The sequence below is a fragment of the Streptosporangium sp. NPDC050148 genome (assembly GCF_055586505.1).
On the sequence record NZ_JBVJIA010000007.1, the window covers coordinates 272,923 to 290,430 of the forward strand.

Sequence of the window (17,508 nt, forward strand, 5' to 3'; positions counted from 1 at the left end):
TGGGTAAAACGAGGGGAAGGGATCAGTCCGTCTCCACCTCGGACTCCGTACCCGCCGAGGCGGTCGGCGTCGGCTCGGGGCCGGGGTCCTCGGGAGGGTCCGAGGCCTCTGGAGCAGGGCTTTCCCACGAGATGGAGCAGGCCGTGTTGCCCCCGGCGGACCTGAACGCCACCCGGCCGGACCCGCTCTCCGAGGGGTCGGAGGCGGTGACCCAAATCACGCCCGAGGACCCCGCCCCCAGCCTTCCCCGTGACGGCTGCACGCTCAGGCCGCCGGAGGTGGTGGCCGACCAGGAGAGCGCGGCGCCGCGGGCCGCGAGCCGGATCTGCCCGGCACCCTGGCCGATGTCGGACGGGCAGGAGACGACCAGCCGTCCGGTCACGGGACGCCGGGGGGCGGCGCGGGTGGGACGGGGGCGCGCGGCCGTGCTCCTGCGCGCCGGTGCCGTCCGCGTGGCCGAGGGGGCGGGCGCGGCGGTGTCCGGGCCCTCGGTGGGGGTCGGCCCGGCCTCGTCCGGCTCCTGCGACTCCTGCGGATCCTCCCCGGTGGTCTCCGGTGACGGCTCGGGCGTCGGCTCCGGCCCGGGCTCCGTCGTGATCAGGGCGGGTCGCGTCGACGGCGCGGCCTGTGGGTTCTCCGGAGCCCCGCCGGTCAGCTCCTGCCCGCCCACCACGACCACCGCTCCGGTGGCCGCCAGCAGGCAGACCGCGGCCAGCAGCAGGGGACCGCGCCGTGGCCTGCGCCTGCGCCGCTGGGCCTGCGTCCCTGCGTGCCGGCCCTCGCCCGACGAGACCGCCGCGCCCGCCGAACCCGCCGGACTTCCCGAACCCGGCGTACGACGGGCCGCGGTGCCTCCGGCAGGGGTGTCCTCCCAGGCGTCGCCCGGCTCGTACGTCCCGCCGGCCCGCCCCTGTCCGGTACCGGCGGAGGCGTGCCAGATCTCCGTGGCCGGTGTGACACCGTCCCCTTCCGCGAGCCAGGCCCCGATGCTCTGCTCCGAGGGCCATGCCTCGAGGTCCGGGCCCGGGTCCTGGTCCTGGCCCTGACCGGCGGGCCGGGCCCGCCCGGCCGGCTCCGCGGGCCGGACGCTCTCGGCCTGCTCGGCGGGCCAGGCCCGCCCGCTCGGCTCCACGGGCCACGGTCGCGCGTCCTGCTCGGCCGGGGCTGCGTGCCGGAAGCGCCCTTCCGTGACCAGGGCGCCCACGGCCGGGGTGCCGGTGGCGGGTGTGCCCGTGGCCGGGGTGCCCGAGCCCGGGATACCCGAGGCGGGCGTGGCCGCGCCCGGCCGGTGGGCTCCCTCGTCGCGGGCCCGCCCGTCGTCCGGGCCACGGGAGCCGTGGGAGCCACGGGAGCCGCGAGAACCCCGGGAACCCGTGGAGCCGGGGACGTCCGTGCTTTCCCTGCGCCCCGTCCAGCGGCGGCCCCCGGACCGCCGGGGAGCGGCCACCGGGAAACCGGCCCGGTCGAAGTGGTCGTTCTCGGCGAGGACGGCGGCGCGCGCCTCGCGCAGCCGCGGGTCCACGCAGGTCTCGATCACCCGGCGGCGCAGCGAGAGCGGCGGGTAGGCGAGCGGCACCAGGTCCAGCAGCCGCCCCGCCGAGACGTGCCGGTCCCTGCGCTCCACGCAGACCTCGCAGCGGCCGATGTGGGCCGAGAGCCGCCTGCGCAGCATCGTGGTGAGCGGCCCCTCCCAGCAGTCCACCATCGCCGACAGGTCCGGGCAGTGCGCCCGGCCGACCTTGGCGAGCACCACGGCGGCGGCGGCGTTCTCCAGGTGGTCCCTGGCCCGGCCGAGCCGCGCCGCGACCTGCCGCGAGCTCAGCCCGAGCACCGCGCCGACCTCGCCGGTGCCGAGGTCGTGCCGGAGCGAGAGCTCCAGCACCTCGCGCTCCTGCACGCTCAGCTCGGCCATCGCCTCGTGCACCAGCGCGGCCAGCTCCCTCTCGTTCGGGTCGTCGTGCACGTCGGGCGGGACCGTCGTCGTCCGCGGTCCCCGCGCGCCGGCCGCGCACCGGACCCGGACGAGCGCGTACAGCCAGGCGCGCAGGCGGCCGGGCTCGCGCAGGCGGTCCACCCTGCCCTGGGCCGTCACCAGCGCGTCGTGCACGGCCTCCGCGGCGGCCTCGCGGTCGCCCAGCAGCGAGTGGGCGTAGTCACCGAGACGTTCGGAGTAGGAGTCGTAGAGGCTCGCGGGCGCCGTTGTGTCGGCACGCCGCAGCGCCTCAACGAGATTCTGATCGTCGGTTCGGCCGACGGTCGGCCATCCGGGCACGGACATTCCTCCCCGCGGGACGGGCTCGTTCCCGGGCATCACCCCTGCCCGGTCCAGGCCCCACACGCGTAGGACGCCACCTCCCCGCAACCGGTTGACCGGATGGGTGGAATGTATGCCCACCCGGTATGACCTGGTAAAACTGCCTACGAAAGGGACAGATGTGACGGTTGTCGTACCGGATGATCGTGGTGCGCGAGGGTCAGCAGTTGGGCGAGCAGAGCCGCCGCTTCATGCCCTCCAGGAAGAACTTCCTGACCTCCAGGATGTCCTTGGCGATGTACGCGTCACCGGCGGTCGCCTTGGCCAGGGCGTCCATCTGGCGCTTGCCCTTGGGGGCGTCCGGCCCGAAGGCGATGATCAGCACGCTGACCGGCTTCTCCGGGTCGAACTGCTCCTTCAGCCGCTTCAGGATCTGCTGGTTGCTGATCCCGCCGTCCGGGTCGTCGTTGCCGGCCCCGTCGGTGAGGATCAGCACCGTGTTGATCTTGTCGCTCTGGTACTCCTTCGTCATCTGCTCGTAGGCGGCGGCCAGGGTGTCGTTGAGCCCGGTGTCGCCGGTCGAGCGGGCCCGGGTGGACACCAGCCTCTGGTTGATCACGTCCCTGCGCAGGCCCCCGTCCAGCTCCTCGGTGAGCGGGCCGACCGGGACCGTCTTGCGGTAGTCCACCCCCCTGCCGTCCAGGTGGGTGGAGAACTCCCACAGGCCCAGCTCGCTCTTGACCGGGAAGAGCCTCATGCCCTCGACGGCGATCCTCGTGATCGCCTGCATCCGGGTCAGGCCGGTGCCGGGCACCGGCAGGGCCATGGTCCCCGAGACGTCCAGCAGGGTCAGGAGCCTGGTGCCGAGCTTGATCCGCGACCAGGTCTGGGACATCCTCGCGACGGTCCTGGCGTCGGGCACCGCGATCGCCTTCGGGGCCGCGGCCTGGAAGCCCCCGGAGCCGGTGACGGCCTTGGCCCCCTTGCCGTCGGGGGTACGGAAACCCAGCTCCTGGAAGGTCCTACGGGCCTGCTCGCCGCCCAGCTCCTTCCGGAACGCCTCGGCCGCCTTGCGGACCGTGGCGTCCCCGGTGGTGATCACCACCGGGTAGTCCAGGTCGACGGTCCCCTCGGCCGGGTACAGCGGCACCGCCGGGACCTCGGGCTTCCTGGTCCTGTTGAACGTCCACACGCTCTGTTCCGAGGCGATGCCCAGGGGGGCCTTGCTGCCCTTGACTCCCAGGCTGGACAGCAGCGCGCCCTGGTCGCGGACCGTCGAGGTCGAGCCCGACAGGTTCTTGAGCGCGCCGACGAGCTGCTCCTCGCCCACTCCCGAGGCCGTGGCGACCCCGGCGGCGGCCAGCAGCGCGCCGAGCCCGGCCGCGTTGAGCGAGGGGTCCGGCACCAGCACCCGGACCTTGCGGCCGGGGCCGTCCACGTTGGCCACGTTGGCGGCGTCGATCATGCCGCCCCAGCTCGCCTTGCCGAAGCTCTTGCGCAGGACGGGCACCACCGACCCCGAGGCCACCATGACGATGGGGGAGCGGGCCACGGACGCACTCGCCTCGGGCACGTCGGGGTTCCTGGCCCGCAGGTTCGTCACCCACAGCCCCGAGTCCGGGATCCACAGGTCCATCGCGGGGGCCTTGCCGCCGGCCCCGCCCAGCGCCGAGGCCACGGCCGAGGGGAGGCCCTTGGTCACCGTGACCGTGGCGCACCGGCCGTCGATCTCGTGGGCCGCCCGGGTGAACCGCTCGGCGATCCGGGAGACGGCGGGCTGGATGTCCGGGGCCGCGGTGACCCGCAGCGGCAGGGCGTCGCCCGCGCACCCGCGGTCGCGGTTGATGATCACGAACGCGGCCACGCCGAGCAGTACCGCCAGGGCGACGGAACCGGCCAGCGGGACCAGGACCCCGCCGCGCCCGGTGCGACGGCGTCGTTGCTGGGGCTCGTTGTAGGGGGTGTAGCCGTCCTCGAGCTCATCCGTCCGGTGACGTCCGCCCACGATGCCCTCTTAGCTGTCGATGTCATGGAGCCGGAGCGCGCCACCCTACCGGGAGGTTCTCCGCAATATTCACGGAACTGTACTTGGAACGGTTACTGTGGCAAAACACGCATTTTGCTGGTGCTATCACCACGTGTGCCGATCCGGGCACCGTGCGTCCCGATCGTCCAGCCCCAGCTCAGTGGCAACATGGGTCCCCGCGCCACGCCCGGGCCCCCTCCCGCGCCGCCACCGCCGCCAGCAGCACCGCCATGGCGGGATCGATCCACCACCATCCGGCGGCGTTCAGCGCGAGCCCGGCGAGCACCCCCGCCGCGAGCGCGGCGCACATCAGGTTCTGGGTGCCCTCGCCCGCCGTCGCCGCCGACCCCAGCCGGGCGCCCAGCCGCCGCTTGGCCGTGCCCAGCAGCGGCATGCCGACCACGCTGGCCGCCGTCACCACGATCCCCAGCGTGCTCGGCACGGCGCGGTGGCCCGCGTCCAGGTCGTGCGCCACGTGCAGCACCAGGTACGGCGCCAGCAGCCAGAAGCTGACCGCGACGGCCTTGCGGGCCCGCTCCTCGGCGTGCGCGGAGGAGGTCCTCGTACCGGTGAAGCGCCAGACCACGATCAGGCTGGCCGCCGCCTCCACCAGGGCCGTCGCGCCCCAGCCGATCAGGGCGACCGAGTGCGCGCCCAGCCCCGCGGCGATGCCGAGCACGCTCTCGGCGCCCAGCCACACCAGGGTGGCCAGGGACAGGGCGCGGGCCCTGCGGGCGTCGCGCAGCCACTCGGCGCCGGGCGGCGCCGGCGCGGTCTGCTCGGTCAAGGCGGCCTCCGGGTGCCCGACCGGGAATCCGATCGGTGGCGCTGGGTGACGTTCGGTGACGATGGGTAATGTATACGTCGCGCGACGGGGTGACGCCGGGAGGCGGGGTTCCCGCCGCGGCGGCGCCGTATCCTCGTCAGGCCGCCGCGCCACGGGATCGGAGGCCGCCAGCAGAACCGTCGGGGGGAAGTCCGTGCCGTTCACGCCCAGTCACGTCGCCGCGGTGCTGCCGCTGATCTCCTCGGAACGGGCCCGCCGCCTGCTCGACCCCTGGGCCCTCGCGCTGGGGGCCATGGTGCCCGACCTGCCGATCTTCTTCCCGTTCCTGCCGGACTACATGATCTGGCACTCCCTCAGGGGTGTCGTGACCATCGACCCGTTCGCCGTGGTCGTGCTGCTCGCCGTCTTCCACCTGCTGCTCCGCGACCCGCTGACCGCGCTGCTGCCCCCCGCACTGGCCGGCCGCGCCGCCGCGCTGACACCCGGCATGTACGGGTGGCGCAGGCTGCCCGCCGTGGTCGCCGGAGGCGTCGTGGGAGCCCTCACCCACAAGGTCTGGGACTCCTTCACCCACTCCTACAGCGCGGCGCTGTGGGGCTGGAGCTGGCTGGACGGCCGGGTCGGGGACGTGATCTCCGTCTTCCGCCTGCTGCAGTACACCTCCACCGTGGTCGGCCTGGCGGTGGTGGTCTGGTGGGCCTGGCGCGGGCTGACCGCCATGGAGCCGAGGCCGGTGCCCGAACGGCTGGTCCTGCCCGCGGGGGAGCGCGCGGCCGTCCTGGTGGCCACCGCCGTGTCGATCGTGCTGGGCGCGGTCGCCTGGACGACCGCCTTCCCCTCCGGGACCAAGGCCGAGCTCATGACGCGGGTGGGTGCGGGAGTGGTCGTCGGCTGCTCGGCCATGCTGCTCGTGTACGCGCTGATATGGCAGCTCAGGCGCGCCATGGCAGTATTCGAGGGTGCCTGAGCCCACCCGCCCCCGGCCCGCCGCCGATCCGGCCGACCGGCCCTCCGACCGCACCGCCGACCGGCCCTCCGACCGGGTCGCCCGTCCGGCCGGCCGATCCGCCGATCCGTCCGGACGGCCCGCCGATCCGGCCGGTCACCTGGCCGACTACGCCGGCCTGCGCGACGTCGAGCTGCGCAAGAGCCTGGAGGCCGAGCACGGCCTCTTCATCGCCGAGGGGGAGAAGGTCATCCGCCGCGCGGTCGCGGCGGGTCACCCGGTGCGATCCGTGCTGCTCACCCCGCGCTGGGCCGAGCCCCTGGCGGACCTGCTGGCCCCCCTCGGCGACCGGGTGCACGTCGTCGACGACGCCACCATGGAGGGCGTCGCCGGTTTCCAGGTCCACCGGGGGGCACTGGCCGCGATGGAACGGCTCCCCATGCCCGAGGTGCGGGACGTGCTGTCCGGCCGGGCCGCCCCGGGAGGCGTCCCGGTGCCGCCCCGCCGCATCCTGGTCCTGGAGGACCTCGTCGACCACGGCAACGTCGGCGCCATCTTCCGCTGCGCCGCCGCGCTGGGCGTGCAGGCGGTGGTCCTGTCCCCCCGCTGCGCCGACCCCCTCTACCGGCGCTCGGTGAAGGTCTCCATGGGCGCGGTCTTCGCGATCCCGTACGCCCGGATGACCGACTGGTACGCGGGCCTGGCCGAGCTGCGCGAGGCGGGCTTCCGGACACTGGCGCTCACCCCCGACCAGTCCGCCGTGCCCCTGGACCGGGTCGCCATGGCCGACCGGGTGGCGCTGCTGCTCGGCTCCGAGGGGGACGGGCTCTCCTCCCGCTGGCTGCGCGAGGCCGACGAGGCGGTCTGCATCCCGATGAGCCCGGACGCGATGGGGCTGGGCGTCGACTCCCTCAACGTGGTGGCCGCCGCCGCCATCGCCTGCCACGGACTGATGCGGGCCGCGCGGACGTCCCCGGACCACGGCTGACCGTCCCGGAGCGAAGGGCCGGCCGGGACGGTCGGCCGGTCACTTCGCGTCGGACTCCCACGGCTGCGGCGGTGCCGGTTCGCCCGCCCACTCCAGCAGCCGCTCCGCGCTCCTGAAGCGCCGGTCGCCGTTGGTCTCGCCGAGGATGACGCCGACGAGCCGGCGTCCGTCGGCGTCGGCGGCGAACGACAGGCAGTACCCGGCGGCCCGCGTGTAACCGGTCTTGAGCCCGATGACCCCGGGCGTCCTGCCGAGCAGCTTGTTGGAGTTGATCCAGGTGTGCGCCCGGTGCACCTTCGTCCTGGACACCACGTGCCTGCCGGTGGAGGCGATCGTCCGCATCACCGGGTCGCGCAGCGCGATGTCGGCGAGCTTCGCCTGGTCCAGCGCGGTGGAGTGGCCGGGAGCCGGCTTCGGAAGGCCGTCGGGGTTGGTGTAGACGGTGTCGGCCAGTCCCATGGAGCGGGCCGTGGCGTTCATCCTCGCCACGAACCTCCTGGTCCCCGGCCCGTAGACGCGGGCCAGCGCGTGGGAGGCGTCCGCTCCAGAGGGGAGCATCACCGCGTACAGCAGGTCCCTGACGGTCAGCCGCTCCCCGGCGCGCAGCGAGGCGTGCGTCGCGCCGTTCACCGCCGCGTACCGCACGTCCTCGGCCCGGATCGTGACGACGTCGTCCAGCCGCGCCGTCCTCAGCATGACGTACGTCGTCATGATCTTCGTCAGGCTGGCCACCGGCATCCGTTTCGCGGCCTGCCTGCTCAGATGGACCGTTCCCGCGACGGGGTCGAACAGGTACGCGGCCCGTCCGGGAACGGCCGGCGCCTCGCCGCGCCGCTCCCCGGCGGCGGCCGGGGCGGAGGCGGCGGGCGCCGAGAACGCCGCGAGCGCCGCCGGAGCGGTGATCGGCGCGGGTGCGCCCCGGCCCCCTGCCGCGGGATGCGCCGGGGCCAGGTGGGCCGGGGCGGACGTCCCGGTCGCCGGGGTCAGGGCGCCGGCCGGAGAGGCCGTGGCCAGGACGGTCGCGGTGGCCAGCGCGGCATGGGCGATGAGCCGGATTCCCCCGTTATGCATGAGGACATGGTGACAGAGACGACCTGTCATGTTCGAAAGTCAGCCATTTACCATCGAAAATCGGTATCGGTGTCACATCAGGCGGCGGTGATCCGCTCCGCCTCGGCGTCGGCCTCGCGACGGGCGGCCCGCAGGCGCCGGCGCCGCCGGACGAGGACGACGATCACCGCGACCACCGCCAGCGCGGCCAGCGCGGCGAGCAGCGGCGACCGCGCGGCCAGCCCCAGCCAGCCCCAGATCACCGAGTACAGGCCGAAGGACGTCACCGGCACCCAGGTCAGGCAGCCGAGCGCGCTGGCCACGACGTACCAGGGGTAGGAGATCCGCAGCACCCCGGCCACCCAGGGCAGGGTGTGGCGCAGGCCGGGCACCCAGAAGCAGGCGTAGACGGCGAGCGCGCCCCACTTCCGCACCACGTTCTCGACCCGGGTGATGTTCTCCTGGCCGATCCTGAGACCCAGCCGCGAGGCGTAGAGCCGGGAGCCCAGCACGTGGCCGATCCAGTAGTACGCCTGGAACGCGCCGAACAGGGCCACGCCGCCGACGACCACCCAGAGCCACAGGGGCATGCCCAGGAAGGACGCGGACGTCGGGTCGGGGATGCCCGCCACAACAGGTCGCACTCCGAACATCACCACCAGGGTCGTCTCACCTGCCTGTACCGATATTAGGCCAGGCTTACCTGGAACGGCCGGGCGGAGCCCCCCGAACGCCCGGCTCCATCACGCCGCATCATCCGCCACGCCACGCGCCACGGCCACGTGGGCGAGGATCGGCCTCGTGGCCCCGCCGGGGAGGTCCTCCTCCGGTTCAGCCCGCGACGTCGGGGCTGCCCTCGGCGATCCGGGCGAGCGCGGCCAGGTGGTCCTCCAGGGCGCTTCTCCCCTCGGCGGTGAGTGCCACCCAGGTGAGCCGGCGGGCATCCGCTCGGACAGGTGAGCTCTCCTTGCGTACCGTGACGAAGCCGGCCTCGACGAGCACCCTGAGGTTCTTGGACAGGTTCGCGTCGTTCAGTCCGAGGGTGTCCCTGATGAGGGCGAACTCGAGTTCCGACATGCGCCGCAGCAGCCCGCAGATACGCAGGCGCACCGGTGAGTGGATGACCTCGTTGAACGCGGGGGTGGGCGGGGCGCTCATGCGCGCCCGCCGGCGCCATGGGCGAGCTCATCGCGGAGGACGTCGTCATAGCGTCGGCCGAACACGACGATCACACCGAAGGCGAAGGCCGCCGGCAACAGCCCCCACCATGGCGCGGTACCGGTGAACTTGACGACCAGAGCGGCGAGCATGGCGAGGACGAGCACTCCGAGCATCGTGTGCGACAGGCGCCTGCCGCGGGGACCCGCCGACTGGGTGATGGAGATCCCGTAGCGCCGGTTGTAGGTGGTGATGAGCAGGGGGATCGCGACGATGCCGAGGGCCATGACGATGAAGGACGCCACCCCCGGCAGTGCCTGGGCGCCGGTGAGCACCCCCACGATCAGACCGAGGACGGGGTGGTACCACCATGGCGTGACCACCCGCTCGGCGAGCCTGGCACCGTCCAGGCCGAGACGGTCCAGGGTGTCGCGTGCCTGGGACGAGGTGAGGGGGCCCTCGCCGCCGTCGGGGTGGAAGTCGTTTTCCATGTCGGCAACTCTATCTATGACTTGCGCATTTGGAAAGTCATGTGCGCGGACGCGGGCGGCGGCCCTGCGATCCGGCGATCCGGCGGCCCTCGGGATTCACCGGCGCGTCGGTGGATCGGTGCCCCCCGGGCGGCCCTGAGCGAGGGTGGGCGGCCCTCGGATGTTCACCCGCTGCAAGCGGACGTCAACTCCCGGGCAAGGACGGGGGCGTACACCTGGAGGTAGCGAAGAAAGGTGTCCGTCATGAGTCCGCGTGGCAGTGTGGTCCCGGTACTGACCGGTGGGGTCGCGAGCGTCGTCAGACTGCTCGTCGCCACCCTCGCCTTCGCCGGTGTCTACCTGGGCGTGTGGGGCACGCCCGGCGTCCCGGCCCAGGCTCCGGTGTCGGCCTCGGCCGAGGTGACGGACCGGGGGGCGGTACGCACGGTGCTGCTCGCCTCACGATCGACCCCGGCCGACGCGACCCCGGCCGACGCGACCCCGTCCGCGAAGACCCCGGCCGTGAACGACCCGGCCGCCAGGACACGGGCCGCCAGGACGAACGCCGGCACGGACGCGGCCCCGAAGACCCCGAACACCCCGGCCGCGAAGGACCCGGCCGCCGTCGGGCGGGTCACGGTGGCGGGCAGGATCTCCGTCGGCGAGGGCGGCGCGCTCGGCCCCTGCGACAGCCCGTACCTGGCCCGGACGGTCGTCGGCAACGAGGACCCGCGGGCCGTCGTCTCCTACGCCTGGCGCCTGGAGCGGTGGAGCGCGGCCACCCACCGCTGGCACACCTACCTCAACGCCGGGGCCGGCTTCACCGGCGAGGACCAGGTCGTCGAGTGGCGCCCCCGGATCGTCGACAACCCCGGCTGGTACCGCGTCGTGCTCTCGGTCGAGGACGAGCGCCCGCTGCGCAGCGAGCGGTTCCTCGTCACCTGCTGACCGGCCGCGAACGCGCCGGGCGCCGGACGGCTCAGCCGCCCAGGGAACGCTGTGCCGCCTCCACCCAGCGGCTCACGCCGACCCGCTGGGCCACCGCGAGGGCGTTCTCGTAGTGCGGCCTGACCGCGTCGGTGAAGCCCAGCCGCAGCGCCAGGTCGCCCAGGGTCAGGGCGACCGGCCAGAGCGCCACCACGCCGGTGCCCGCGCCCGCGATCCGGTCGGCGAACGGCTTCAGCGTGTCGTACGCCTCGACCATCCGCTCGCGGTCCTCCAGCAGCATCCCGGCCAGGGCCCGCCAGACCATCGCCAGCTCGTAGAGGAAGTCCGGCCGGACGGGCGTCTTCACCGCGATGACGGCCCTGGCGTCGCGGTGGTGACCGGCCGAGGCGAGCGCCACCGCGTAGGCGTCCAGCGTCCACTTGGCCCCGCGCTGGTGCGCCTCGGCCAGCGGCTCGACCATCTCGGCGGCCCGCCCGTTGACCAGGTGCAGGCAGAAGGTGGTGATCAGCGGCAGGTCCTGGCGGCCCTCCAGCATCCCGGCCTTGGCGGTCAGCCGGGCGGCGTCGCGGTAGGCGCGCGTCGCCCCGGCGAAGTCACCGGCGATCATCAGGCGCTGCCCGGCGTACCAGGCGACCACGGCGGCGGGCGCGGACAGGCCGTACTGCCTGGCCAGCCGCTCGGCGGTGGCCACGTGCGCGTCGGCCTCGGCGAACGCGCCCGAGGCGGCCGCGCACTCCATCAGCACCAGGTGCGCCAGGGCCTGCACCGAGACCTGCCCGCTCGCCCTGCCGACCTCCAGCAGCTCCCTGCCGATGACCTCGCGCTCGCCCACCGGGGTGATGGCGTACGACTGGCGCAGCCGCCCGCTCAGCGCGGTCGCCAGCAGGGCCGGGTCGCCCGAGCGCCGGGCCAGCTCCTCGGCCTCCAGCGAGGCCTGCTCGCCGCGCGGGGTGGCCGAGCCCTCCAGCTCCAGGGCGAGCGTGGCCAGCAGGCTCGCCCGCAGCGACTGCTCGCCCGCGGGCAGCTCGACCAGCGCCTGCTCGGCGACGTCGACGATCTCCCAGGCGGTACGGGTGAAGTCGCGGGCCATGCCCTTGTGCGGCACGGCCAGCGAGGCGGCCACCCGGGCGGTGAGTTCGAGGTTGCCCAGCGGCAGCGCCGCGTCCATCGCCTCGCGCCGCCGTCTGCGGGCCGCGGCCATGTCACCGCAGAGCGCCAGGGCCTTGATCAGCCGCAGGGTGAGCAGCAGGCGGTCGCGGGTGCTCTCGGGGGTGTGGGTGATGCCCGACCGGTCGAAGGCGTCGATGGCCTGCTCCCACAGGGTCGCGGCCTCGCGGTGGGCGAAGCGGCGCTCGGCCTGCTCGGCGGCGAGCCCGGCGTAGTGCACCGTCTTGATGGCGGTCTCGCTGGTCCCCGCGGAGGCGTAGTGGTGGGCCAGCGCGGCCACGTCCCCGGGGTTCCTGCGCTCGATCACCGCGGCCACCGCCGCGTGCAGCCGGGAGCGGCGCAGCCGGGAGGCGTCGGAGTACAGGGTGTCGCGCACCAGGTCGTGGTCGAAGCGGAGCATGCCCGGCCCCGGCTCGGTGACCAGCCCGGCCAGCAGCGCCGCCTCCACCGCGTCGACCACGGCCTCCTCGTCACCGGCCACGTCGACCAGCACGTCCACGTCCACGTCGCGGCCGATCACCGCGGCCTGCAGCAGGATCTGCTGGGCGGACTGCGGCAGGCGGGAGATCCGCCGCCGCAGCACGTCGCGGACGCCCGAGGGCACACCGGAGATCACCTCGGCGGCCGTGGCGCGGTCGCTGACCGCCTCGGCGTCGAGCAGGCGGACCGTCTCGCGGACGAAGAACGGGTTGCCGCCGGTGCGCTCGACGATGCTGTTCACCGCGTCCTCGTCGACCTCGCGCACGCAGGTGGCCCGCACCAGCTCGGCCACCGCCTTGGTGTCCAGGCCGGTCAGGCCGACCCGGACCGGGCCGAGCCTGGCCAGCGCGGCCAGCACGTCGGCCTGCTGGTCGGTCAGCTCGCTGTCGCGGCAGGTCACCACGAGCAGCACCCGGCTGGTGGCCAGCAGGCTGGGCAGCGCGCGCAGCAGCGCCAGCGTCTGGTCGTCGGCCCAGTGCAGGTCCTCCAGGGTCAGCAGGATCGGCGTCTCCTTGGCGACCGCGGCGAGGTAGCCGCCCACCGCCCGGTGCAGCCGGAAGCCTCCCGAGGCCTGGTCGTCGTCGGGCTCGGGGGCCGCGTCGTCCAGGAGCGGGGCCAGCAGCGAGGCGTACTCGCCAGGACCGGCCGCGTTCACCAGGGTGCGCAGGATCTCCACCCAGGCCCAGCCCGGGGGCGTGGCGCTGCTGTCGGGGCAGGCGCCCGAGGAGATGCCCCAGCCGTCCTGCGACAGCCGCCTGATGAGCTGGCGGACCAGGGTGGTCTTGCCCGCCCCGGCGTCCCCGCTGATGATCGCGACGGTGAAGCGGCCGGTCCTGGCGGCCGCGGTGGTGAGCCTGCCCAGCTCGGCGTCGCGGCCGACGAACGGCTCGGGCTCCAGCGGCGGGAGCTCCACCTGGGCGATCGTCGGCCTGGGCGGCCAGGTGTCGGCGGACACCGCCTGCGGGCGCTGCCTGGCCTGCGGTGACACGGCGAGCTGCAGGCCCGGGTCCTGCGACAGGATGTCGGACTCCAGCTTGCGCAGCGCGGGGCCGGGGTCGATGCCCAGCTCGTCGGAGAGGATCGTGCGCGCCCTGCGCAGCGCGGCCAGCGCGTCGCCCTGGCGCCCGCACCGGTAAAGGCCCAGGGCGAGCAGCCGCCAGCCCTCCTCGCGGAGCGGGTGCTCGGTGGTCAGCGCCTCCAGGTCGGGCACGGACTCGGCGGGCAGGCCCATCCTCAGGCCGCTGTCGGCGTGCCGCTCGCGGGCCACCAGGCGCAGCTCGGTGAGCCGGTTGACCTCGGCCTCGGCCCACGGCTGGTCGGCGAAGTCGGAGTACGGCGTGCCGCGCCACAGGCCCAGGGCCTTCTCCAGGCGGGCCCTCGCCGGGGCCGGCTCGTCGGCCTCCAGCCGCTCACCGGCGCTGCGGACCAGCGTCTCGAAGCGCAACGCGTCGACCTGGTCGGGGGCGGCGCGCAGCGCGTACCCCGAGGCGACGGTCACCAGGAGCCGGTTGGGCCCGCCCCGCGGGCGGCCGGGCTCCAGCACCCTCCGCAGCCGGGAGATGTACACCTGCAGGCCGGACTGCGCGCCCTTGGCCGCGTCGTCGTCCCAGAGGTCGTACAGCAGCGAGTCGACGGGCACCACCTGACCGCGTGCCACGAGCAGGCGGGCCAGGACCGCACGCTGACGCAGCCCGCCCAGGTCGAGCTCGTCCTCGCCGGAGTACGCCTCGACCGGGCCGAGAACTCGGAACGCCACCATGTCAGCCGTCACGCTATGCGGGCCTTCGGATCGCGCACAAGGTATTTCCCAATCTAGCGGCTGATCGACTCCTTTTCAGGGGCCGGTGCGGCGTTCTCACGCCGGCGCAGGAACGTCCACGCGCCGAGCGCCAGCCCGCCGAAGGGGATTTCGACAGTGTAGGTCCAGAAGCCGAAAAGCAGTGCGGCGGCGGTGGCCGAGTCCAGCGGGGCGCCGAAGAAGACCAGGGCGCCGATGGTCCCGGCCTCCATTATCCCCGTACCGCTCGGGGTGACCAGGGCCGTGGTGAGGACCCGGGAGAGGGCGAACGCGGCGATCGACTGGGCCAGCCCCGGGTACGCGCCGGTGGCCTGCAGGCAGACGACCAGGATCAGCCACTGGAACCCCAGGAAGAAGGCCATGCCCAGGGTCAGCCCGGCCCAGCGGTGCCGTACGACCTCGGAGGTGTCGGCCCGCAGCCTGCCCAGCGCCTCGGAGGCGGCGTGCTCACCGGGCCGGACGCGGCGCGGCAGCAGCCGGGCCAGCACGTCCAGGCCCCGGCCCAGCAGGGCGGCGGCGCGGTCCCAGTAGAGCGCGGCGGCCACCACCGCGACCAGGACGAGGATGGAGAGCGCGCCCGCCCAGCCCGCGCGGGTCACCGCCGGGCTGAGGGCCTGCCCGCTGAGGAGCAGGGCCACGATGCCCGCCGCGGGCAGCAGGAAGCGGAACAGCGTGTTCCAGATGCCGGTGGTCAGGGTGGAGACCACCACCGCCCTGGCCGGGAAACCCCACCCCTTGGTCATCGCGAACGTCACCGCGACCCCGGCCGCGCCGCCGAAGGGCAGCAGGTTGCTCACCGCGCTGCCGCCCGCGTTCAGCGTCAGGGCCTGCAGGTGGTTCAGGCCGGGCAGGGAGGCGGTCAGCACGAACGTGTAGGACAGTAGGCTGAGCAGCCAGACCGCGGCCATCAGCGCGATCTCCCCGGGCCCCAGCGCGGCGAACTGGGCGCCGATCTGCGGCCAGGAGACCTGCTTGCCGGTCAGGGCGCCCACCACTTGGGGCATGAAGACCACGAGCGTGACGGCCAGCGCCAGCGACGCGACCGACAGCCCGACCTGCACCCACCTGTTCCTCATCTGCCACACCCCCTCGTCATGGGACGACCCCGACCAAGTCTGCCGGTCCCGTCCTCATCCTTTGGGAGGAACTTCGAAGGGGTGCCTCAGCCGGGAGCCCAGGGGGGCGTCCCGGCGGACGTACCACTCGGTGCCGAAGATCAGGCGGTAGAGCGGCTGAGGGATCTTGAGCATCACCCCGAGCGTGCGGGTGTCGGCGCCGGTGGCCTGGGAGGCGTGGGCGGCCATGCTCGCCCGCTTCTGCCGGGCGAAGCGCCGCACGGCGACCCGGTGGGTGATCACGTCGCCGGGGGAGTAGGCCCGCTCGAAGGCCCGGATGTCGAGCTGCGGGTAGAACCGCCGGGCCAGCCTCAGCCCGCGCAGCAGGGGGTCGCGATTGACCGTGGCCTCCAGCACGATCGGGGTCCCGGCGATCTCGGCGGCCCGGCCGCCGACCCGGTGCACCTGGACGTGGTCGGGGTGACCGTAGCCGCCCGCGGGGTCGTAGGTGGTGAGCAGGTCGGCCTTCTCCTCGGTGAGGACGGCGGCCAGCCGGCCCGCGGCCTCCTCGACGTCGGCGTCGATGAAGGCGCCGTCCGGGCGGTCGTCGGCGACTCCGCCGCCGGGGGCGAGCCCGGAGTCGGCGTAGCCGAGGTTCACCACCCGGGCGCAGCCGAGCGCCGCCGCCGAGGCGTACAGCTCGGCCATCCTGGTGGCGCCCAGCGCCTCGCCGGGTTCGACGTCGGCCTGGCCGCGTTCACCCGAGGTCGCCACGACGAGCACCACCCGGTGCCCCTCGGCGGCGAGCATCGCCATGGTGCCCGCGGTCAGCAGGGCCTCGTCGTCGGGGTGGGCATGGAAGAACACTGCTGTCCTGGCGGTGCTGATCGGGTTCACTCCGTTCGCGGCTCGGATGCGCCCTGATGGGCACGCAGGCATGATCTCACGCGGGTCTACGCTGGCACGGTGAGGATCCTCCACATCAGTGACTGTTACCTGCCGCGCCTGGGCGGGATCGAGGTGCAGGTCGCCGATCTGATCCGGATGCAGCGGCAGGCGGGTCACCAGGTCGAGGTGGCCACGGCCACCCCGGGTGAACCCCTGGCCGGAGTGCACAGGATCGTCGCGCGTCTCCCCTTCGACCTGCCGGTCCACCCGCTGGGGACGGGGTACCTGCTCCGCCTGATGAGGGCGCGGCGCCCCGACGTGGTGCACGTGCACGCCGGGGCGGTCTCGCCGTTCGCCTGGATGGGCGTGCGGGCGGCGGCGCGGGCCGGGCTGCCCGTGGTCGTCACCGTGCACAGCATGTGGGACCCGGTCACCCGGGCCGTGTACCGGGGGCTGCGGCTGCTGTCGGGCTGGCACCGCTGGGGCCTGGTCGGCACCGCGGTGAGCGAGGCCGCGGCCCTGCCGATCCGCGCGGTGGCCGGACCCCGCGTGCCGGTGCACGTGGTCTCCAACGGCCTGGACGTCTCCGGCTGGCGCTCCGCCCCCTTCGGCGCACCGGCCGACGACCCCGCTACGGCGCTGCCCGGAGGAGGGGCCGGTCCGGGCCTCGATCCCGGCACCGGGCCGTCCTCTGGTCCGGGGGACGATCCCGTACGGACGGGACCGGGCGGGGGGCCCGCGCCCGTGCACGTGGTGGCGGTGGGACGGCTGGCGCCCCGCAAGCAGCCGCTGCGGTTGCTGCGGCTGCTGCGCCAGGCCCGCGCCCAGGTGCCGGCGGAGATACCGATGCGGGCCACCGTCGTCGGGGACGGCCCGGCCCGGTCCCGGATGGAGCGCTACCTGAGGGTCAACGGGATGACCGGCTGGGTCTCCCTCCCGGGCCGCTACAGCCGGGAGCGGATCCGCGAGCTGCTCGCCTCGACGGACGTGTTCGTCGCGCCCGCGCCGCGCGAGTCCTTCGGGCTGGCCGCACTGGAGGCCAGGGCGGCCGGGGTGCCGGTGGTGGCCCGCGCGCAGAGCGGGGTGGCCGACTTCGTCCGGCCGGGCAAGGAGGGGTTGCTCGGGCGGAGTTTCGACGACCTGGTCACGTCGGTGGCCAGGCTGGTGCGGGACCGCGAGCTGCGCGAGTCGATCGCGGCGCACAACCGGGAGACCGAGCCGGTCCGCAGTTCCTGGCCGGCCGTGCTGGAGGGTTTCGAACGCTGCTACGAGCAGGCCCGTTCCATCCGGACCTGACGGGAGCGCCGCGAAGGGCGACCGACCCTGAAAGGCGGCCGATCGCGAGGGGTGGCCGGTCGCGAGGGGTGGCCGGCCGGGAAGGGCGGCCGGTCGTGAAGGGCCGGGAAAACCCGAAGACCCCCGCCGTGCGATGGCGGGGGTCTTCGGGTGTCCGGTACGGCCGCCGCGCCGCACTGCCCCCCGCAGGCGGAGCG

The 17,508-nt window shown here is 74.2% G+C and carries 14 protein-coding genes; 4 read left to right on the forward strand and 10 right to left on the reverse strand.

The window, feature by feature from the left end; genetic code table 11:
* Window positions 1-22: 22 nt before the first annotated feature.
* The 3 genes from ACZ6RT_RS10620 to ACZ6RT_RS10630 form a co-directional block, all read right to left on the reverse strand.
* Window positions 23-2,272: an RNA polymerase sigma factor gene (locus tag ACZ6RT_RS10620; protein WP_470153025.1), complete on the reverse strand. Its 2,250-nt coding sequence runs from the start codon at window positions 2,270-2,272 to the stop codon at window positions 23-25.
* Window positions 2,273-2,474: 202 nt separating this feature from the next.
* Window positions 2,475-4,259, reverse strand: coding sequence for a substrate-binding and VWA domain-containing protein (locus ACZ6RT_RS10625; RefSeq protein ID WP_470153026.1), 1,785 nt, complete (start codon window positions 4,257-4,259; stop codon window positions 2,475-2,477).
* Between the two features lie 178 nt (window positions 4,260-4,437).
* The gene (locus ACZ6RT_RS10630; RefSeq protein WP_399186136.1) at window positions 4,438-5,067 is read right to left on the reverse strand and encodes a hypothetical protein; all 630 of its coding nucleotides are present in this window, start codon (window positions 5,065-5,067) and stop codon (window positions 4,438-4,440) included.
* A 193-nt stretch (window positions 5,068-5,260) separates the two neighbouring features.
* Here ACZ6RT_RS10630 and ACZ6RT_RS10635 point away from each other — a divergent pair, with 193 nt between their 5' ends.
* The gene (locus ACZ6RT_RS10635; protein ID WP_470153028.1) at window positions 5,261-6,034 is read left to right on the forward strand and encodes a DUF4184 family protein; all 774 of its coding nucleotides are present in this window, start codon (window positions 5,261-5,263) and stop codon (window positions 6,032-6,034) included.
* A 139-nt stretch (window positions 6,035-6,173) separates the two neighbouring features.
* Complete coding sequence (locus tag ACZ6RT_RS10640) at window positions 6,174-7,001, forward strand: TrmH family RNA methyltransferase (RefSeq protein WP_399186659.1); 828 nt, start codon at window positions 6,174-6,176, stop codon at window positions 6,999-7,001.
* A 39-nt stretch (window positions 7,002-7,040) separates the two neighbouring features.
* Here ACZ6RT_RS10640 and ACZ6RT_RS10645 read toward each other — a convergent pair whose 3' ends face one another.
* From ACZ6RT_RS10645 to ACZ6RT_RS10660, 4 genes are all read right to left on the reverse strand, one after another.
* Complete coding sequence (locus ACZ6RT_RS10645; protein WP_470153029.1) at window positions 7,041-8,072, reverse strand: D-alanyl-D-alanine carboxypeptidase family protein; 1,032 nt, start codon at window positions 8,070-8,072, stop codon at window positions 7,041-7,043.
* Window positions 8,073-8,149: 77 nt separating this feature from the next.
* The gene (locus ACZ6RT_RS10650; RefSeq protein ID WP_470153031.1) at window positions 8,150-8,704 is read right to left on the reverse strand and encodes a DedA family protein; all 555 of its coding nucleotides are present in this window, start codon (window positions 8,702-8,704) and stop codon (window positions 8,150-8,152) included.
* A 178-nt stretch (window positions 8,705-8,882) separates the two neighbouring features.
* A complete protein-coding gene (locus ACZ6RT_RS10655) occupies window positions 8,883-9,209 on the reverse strand; it encodes a transcriptional regulator (RefSeq protein ID WP_399186132.1) in 327 nt (108 codons plus the stop codon).
* Window positions 9,206-9,700 carry a hypothetical protein gene (locus ACZ6RT_RS10660; protein WP_470153033.1) on the reverse strand — a complete coding sequence of 165 codons (495 nt, stop codon included), beginning with the start codon at window positions 9,698-9,700 and terminating at the stop codon, window positions 9,206-9,208. The genes ACZ6RT_RS10655 and ACZ6RT_RS10660 overlap by 4 nt, the downstream gene beginning before the upstream one ends.
* A 243-nt stretch (window positions 9,701-9,943) precedes the next feature.
* Here ACZ6RT_RS10660 and ACZ6RT_RS10665 point away from each other — a divergent pair, with 243 nt between their 5' ends.
* Window positions 9,944-10,627, forward strand: a complete 684-nt coding sequence (locus ACZ6RT_RS10665; RefSeq protein WP_470153035.1) for a hypothetical protein — start codon at window positions 9,944-9,946, stop codon at window positions 10,625-10,627.
* A 31-nt stretch (window positions 10,628-10,658) separates the two neighbouring features.
* Here the strand turns inward: ACZ6RT_RS10665 and ACZ6RT_RS10670 are convergent, their stop codons facing one another.
* Genes ACZ6RT_RS10670 through ACZ6RT_RS10680 form a run of 3 tightly spaced genes read right to left on the reverse strand, consistent with a single transcriptional unit; the run spans window position 10,659 to window position 16,024 of the window.
* Window positions 10,659-14,045 (reverse strand): BTAD domain-containing putative transcriptional regulator, encoded by a 3,387-nt coding sequence (locus ACZ6RT_RS10670; protein WP_470153036.1) that lies wholly within the window; start codon window positions 14,043-14,045, stop codon window positions 10,659-10,661.
* 41 nt (window positions 14,046-14,086) lie between these two features.
* Window positions 14,087-15,148: a YbhN family protein gene (locus ACZ6RT_RS10675; protein ID WP_399186128.1), complete on the reverse strand. Its 1,062-nt coding sequence runs from the start codon at window positions 15,146-15,148 to the stop codon at window positions 14,087-14,089.
* Window positions 15,149-15,202: 54 nt separating this feature from the next.
* Window positions 15,203-16,024: a PIG-L family deacetylase gene (locus ACZ6RT_RS10680; protein ID WP_399186127.1), complete on the reverse strand. Its 822-nt coding sequence runs from the start codon at window positions 16,022-16,024 to the stop codon at window positions 15,203-15,205.
* Between the two features lie 69 nt (window positions 16,025-16,093).
* Here ACZ6RT_RS10680 and ACZ6RT_RS10685 point away from each other — a divergent pair, with 69 nt between their 5' ends.
* Entirely contained in the window at window positions 16,094-17,311 is a 1,218-nt protein-coding gene (locus ACZ6RT_RS10685) for a glycosyltransferase family 4 protein (protein ID WP_470153039.1), read from the forward strand.
* The last annotated feature ends 197 nt before the right edge of the window (window positions 17,312-17,508 follow it).

Bases quoted from the DNA above. Each gene is read 5' to 3' on its own strand.
- ACZ6RT_RS10660 (WP_470153033.1), bottom strand. From the start codon at position 9,700: ATGGAAAACGACTTCCACCCCGACGGCGGCGAGGGCCCCCTCACCTCG.
- ACZ6RT_RS10665 (WP_470153035.1), top strand. From the start codon at position 9,944: ATGAGTCCGCGTGGCAGTGTGGTCCCGGTACTGACCGGTGGGGTCGCG.
- ACZ6RT_RS10650 (WP_470153031.1), bottom strand. From the start codon at position 8,704: ATGTTCGGAGTGCGACCTGTTGTGGCGGGCATCCCCGACCCGACGTCC.
- ACZ6RT_RS10655 (WP_399186132.1), bottom strand. From the start codon at position 9,209: ATGAGCGCCCCGCCCACCCCCGCGTTCAACGAGGTCATCCACTCACCG.
- ACZ6RT_RS10645 (WP_470153029.1), bottom strand. From the start codon at position 8,072: ATGCATAACGGGGGAATCCGGCTCATCGCCCATGCCGCGCTGGCCACC.
- ACZ6RT_RS10675 (WP_399186128.1), bottom strand. From the start codon at position 15,148: ATGAGGAACAGGTGGGTGCAGGTCGGGCTGTCGGTCGCGTCGCTGGCG.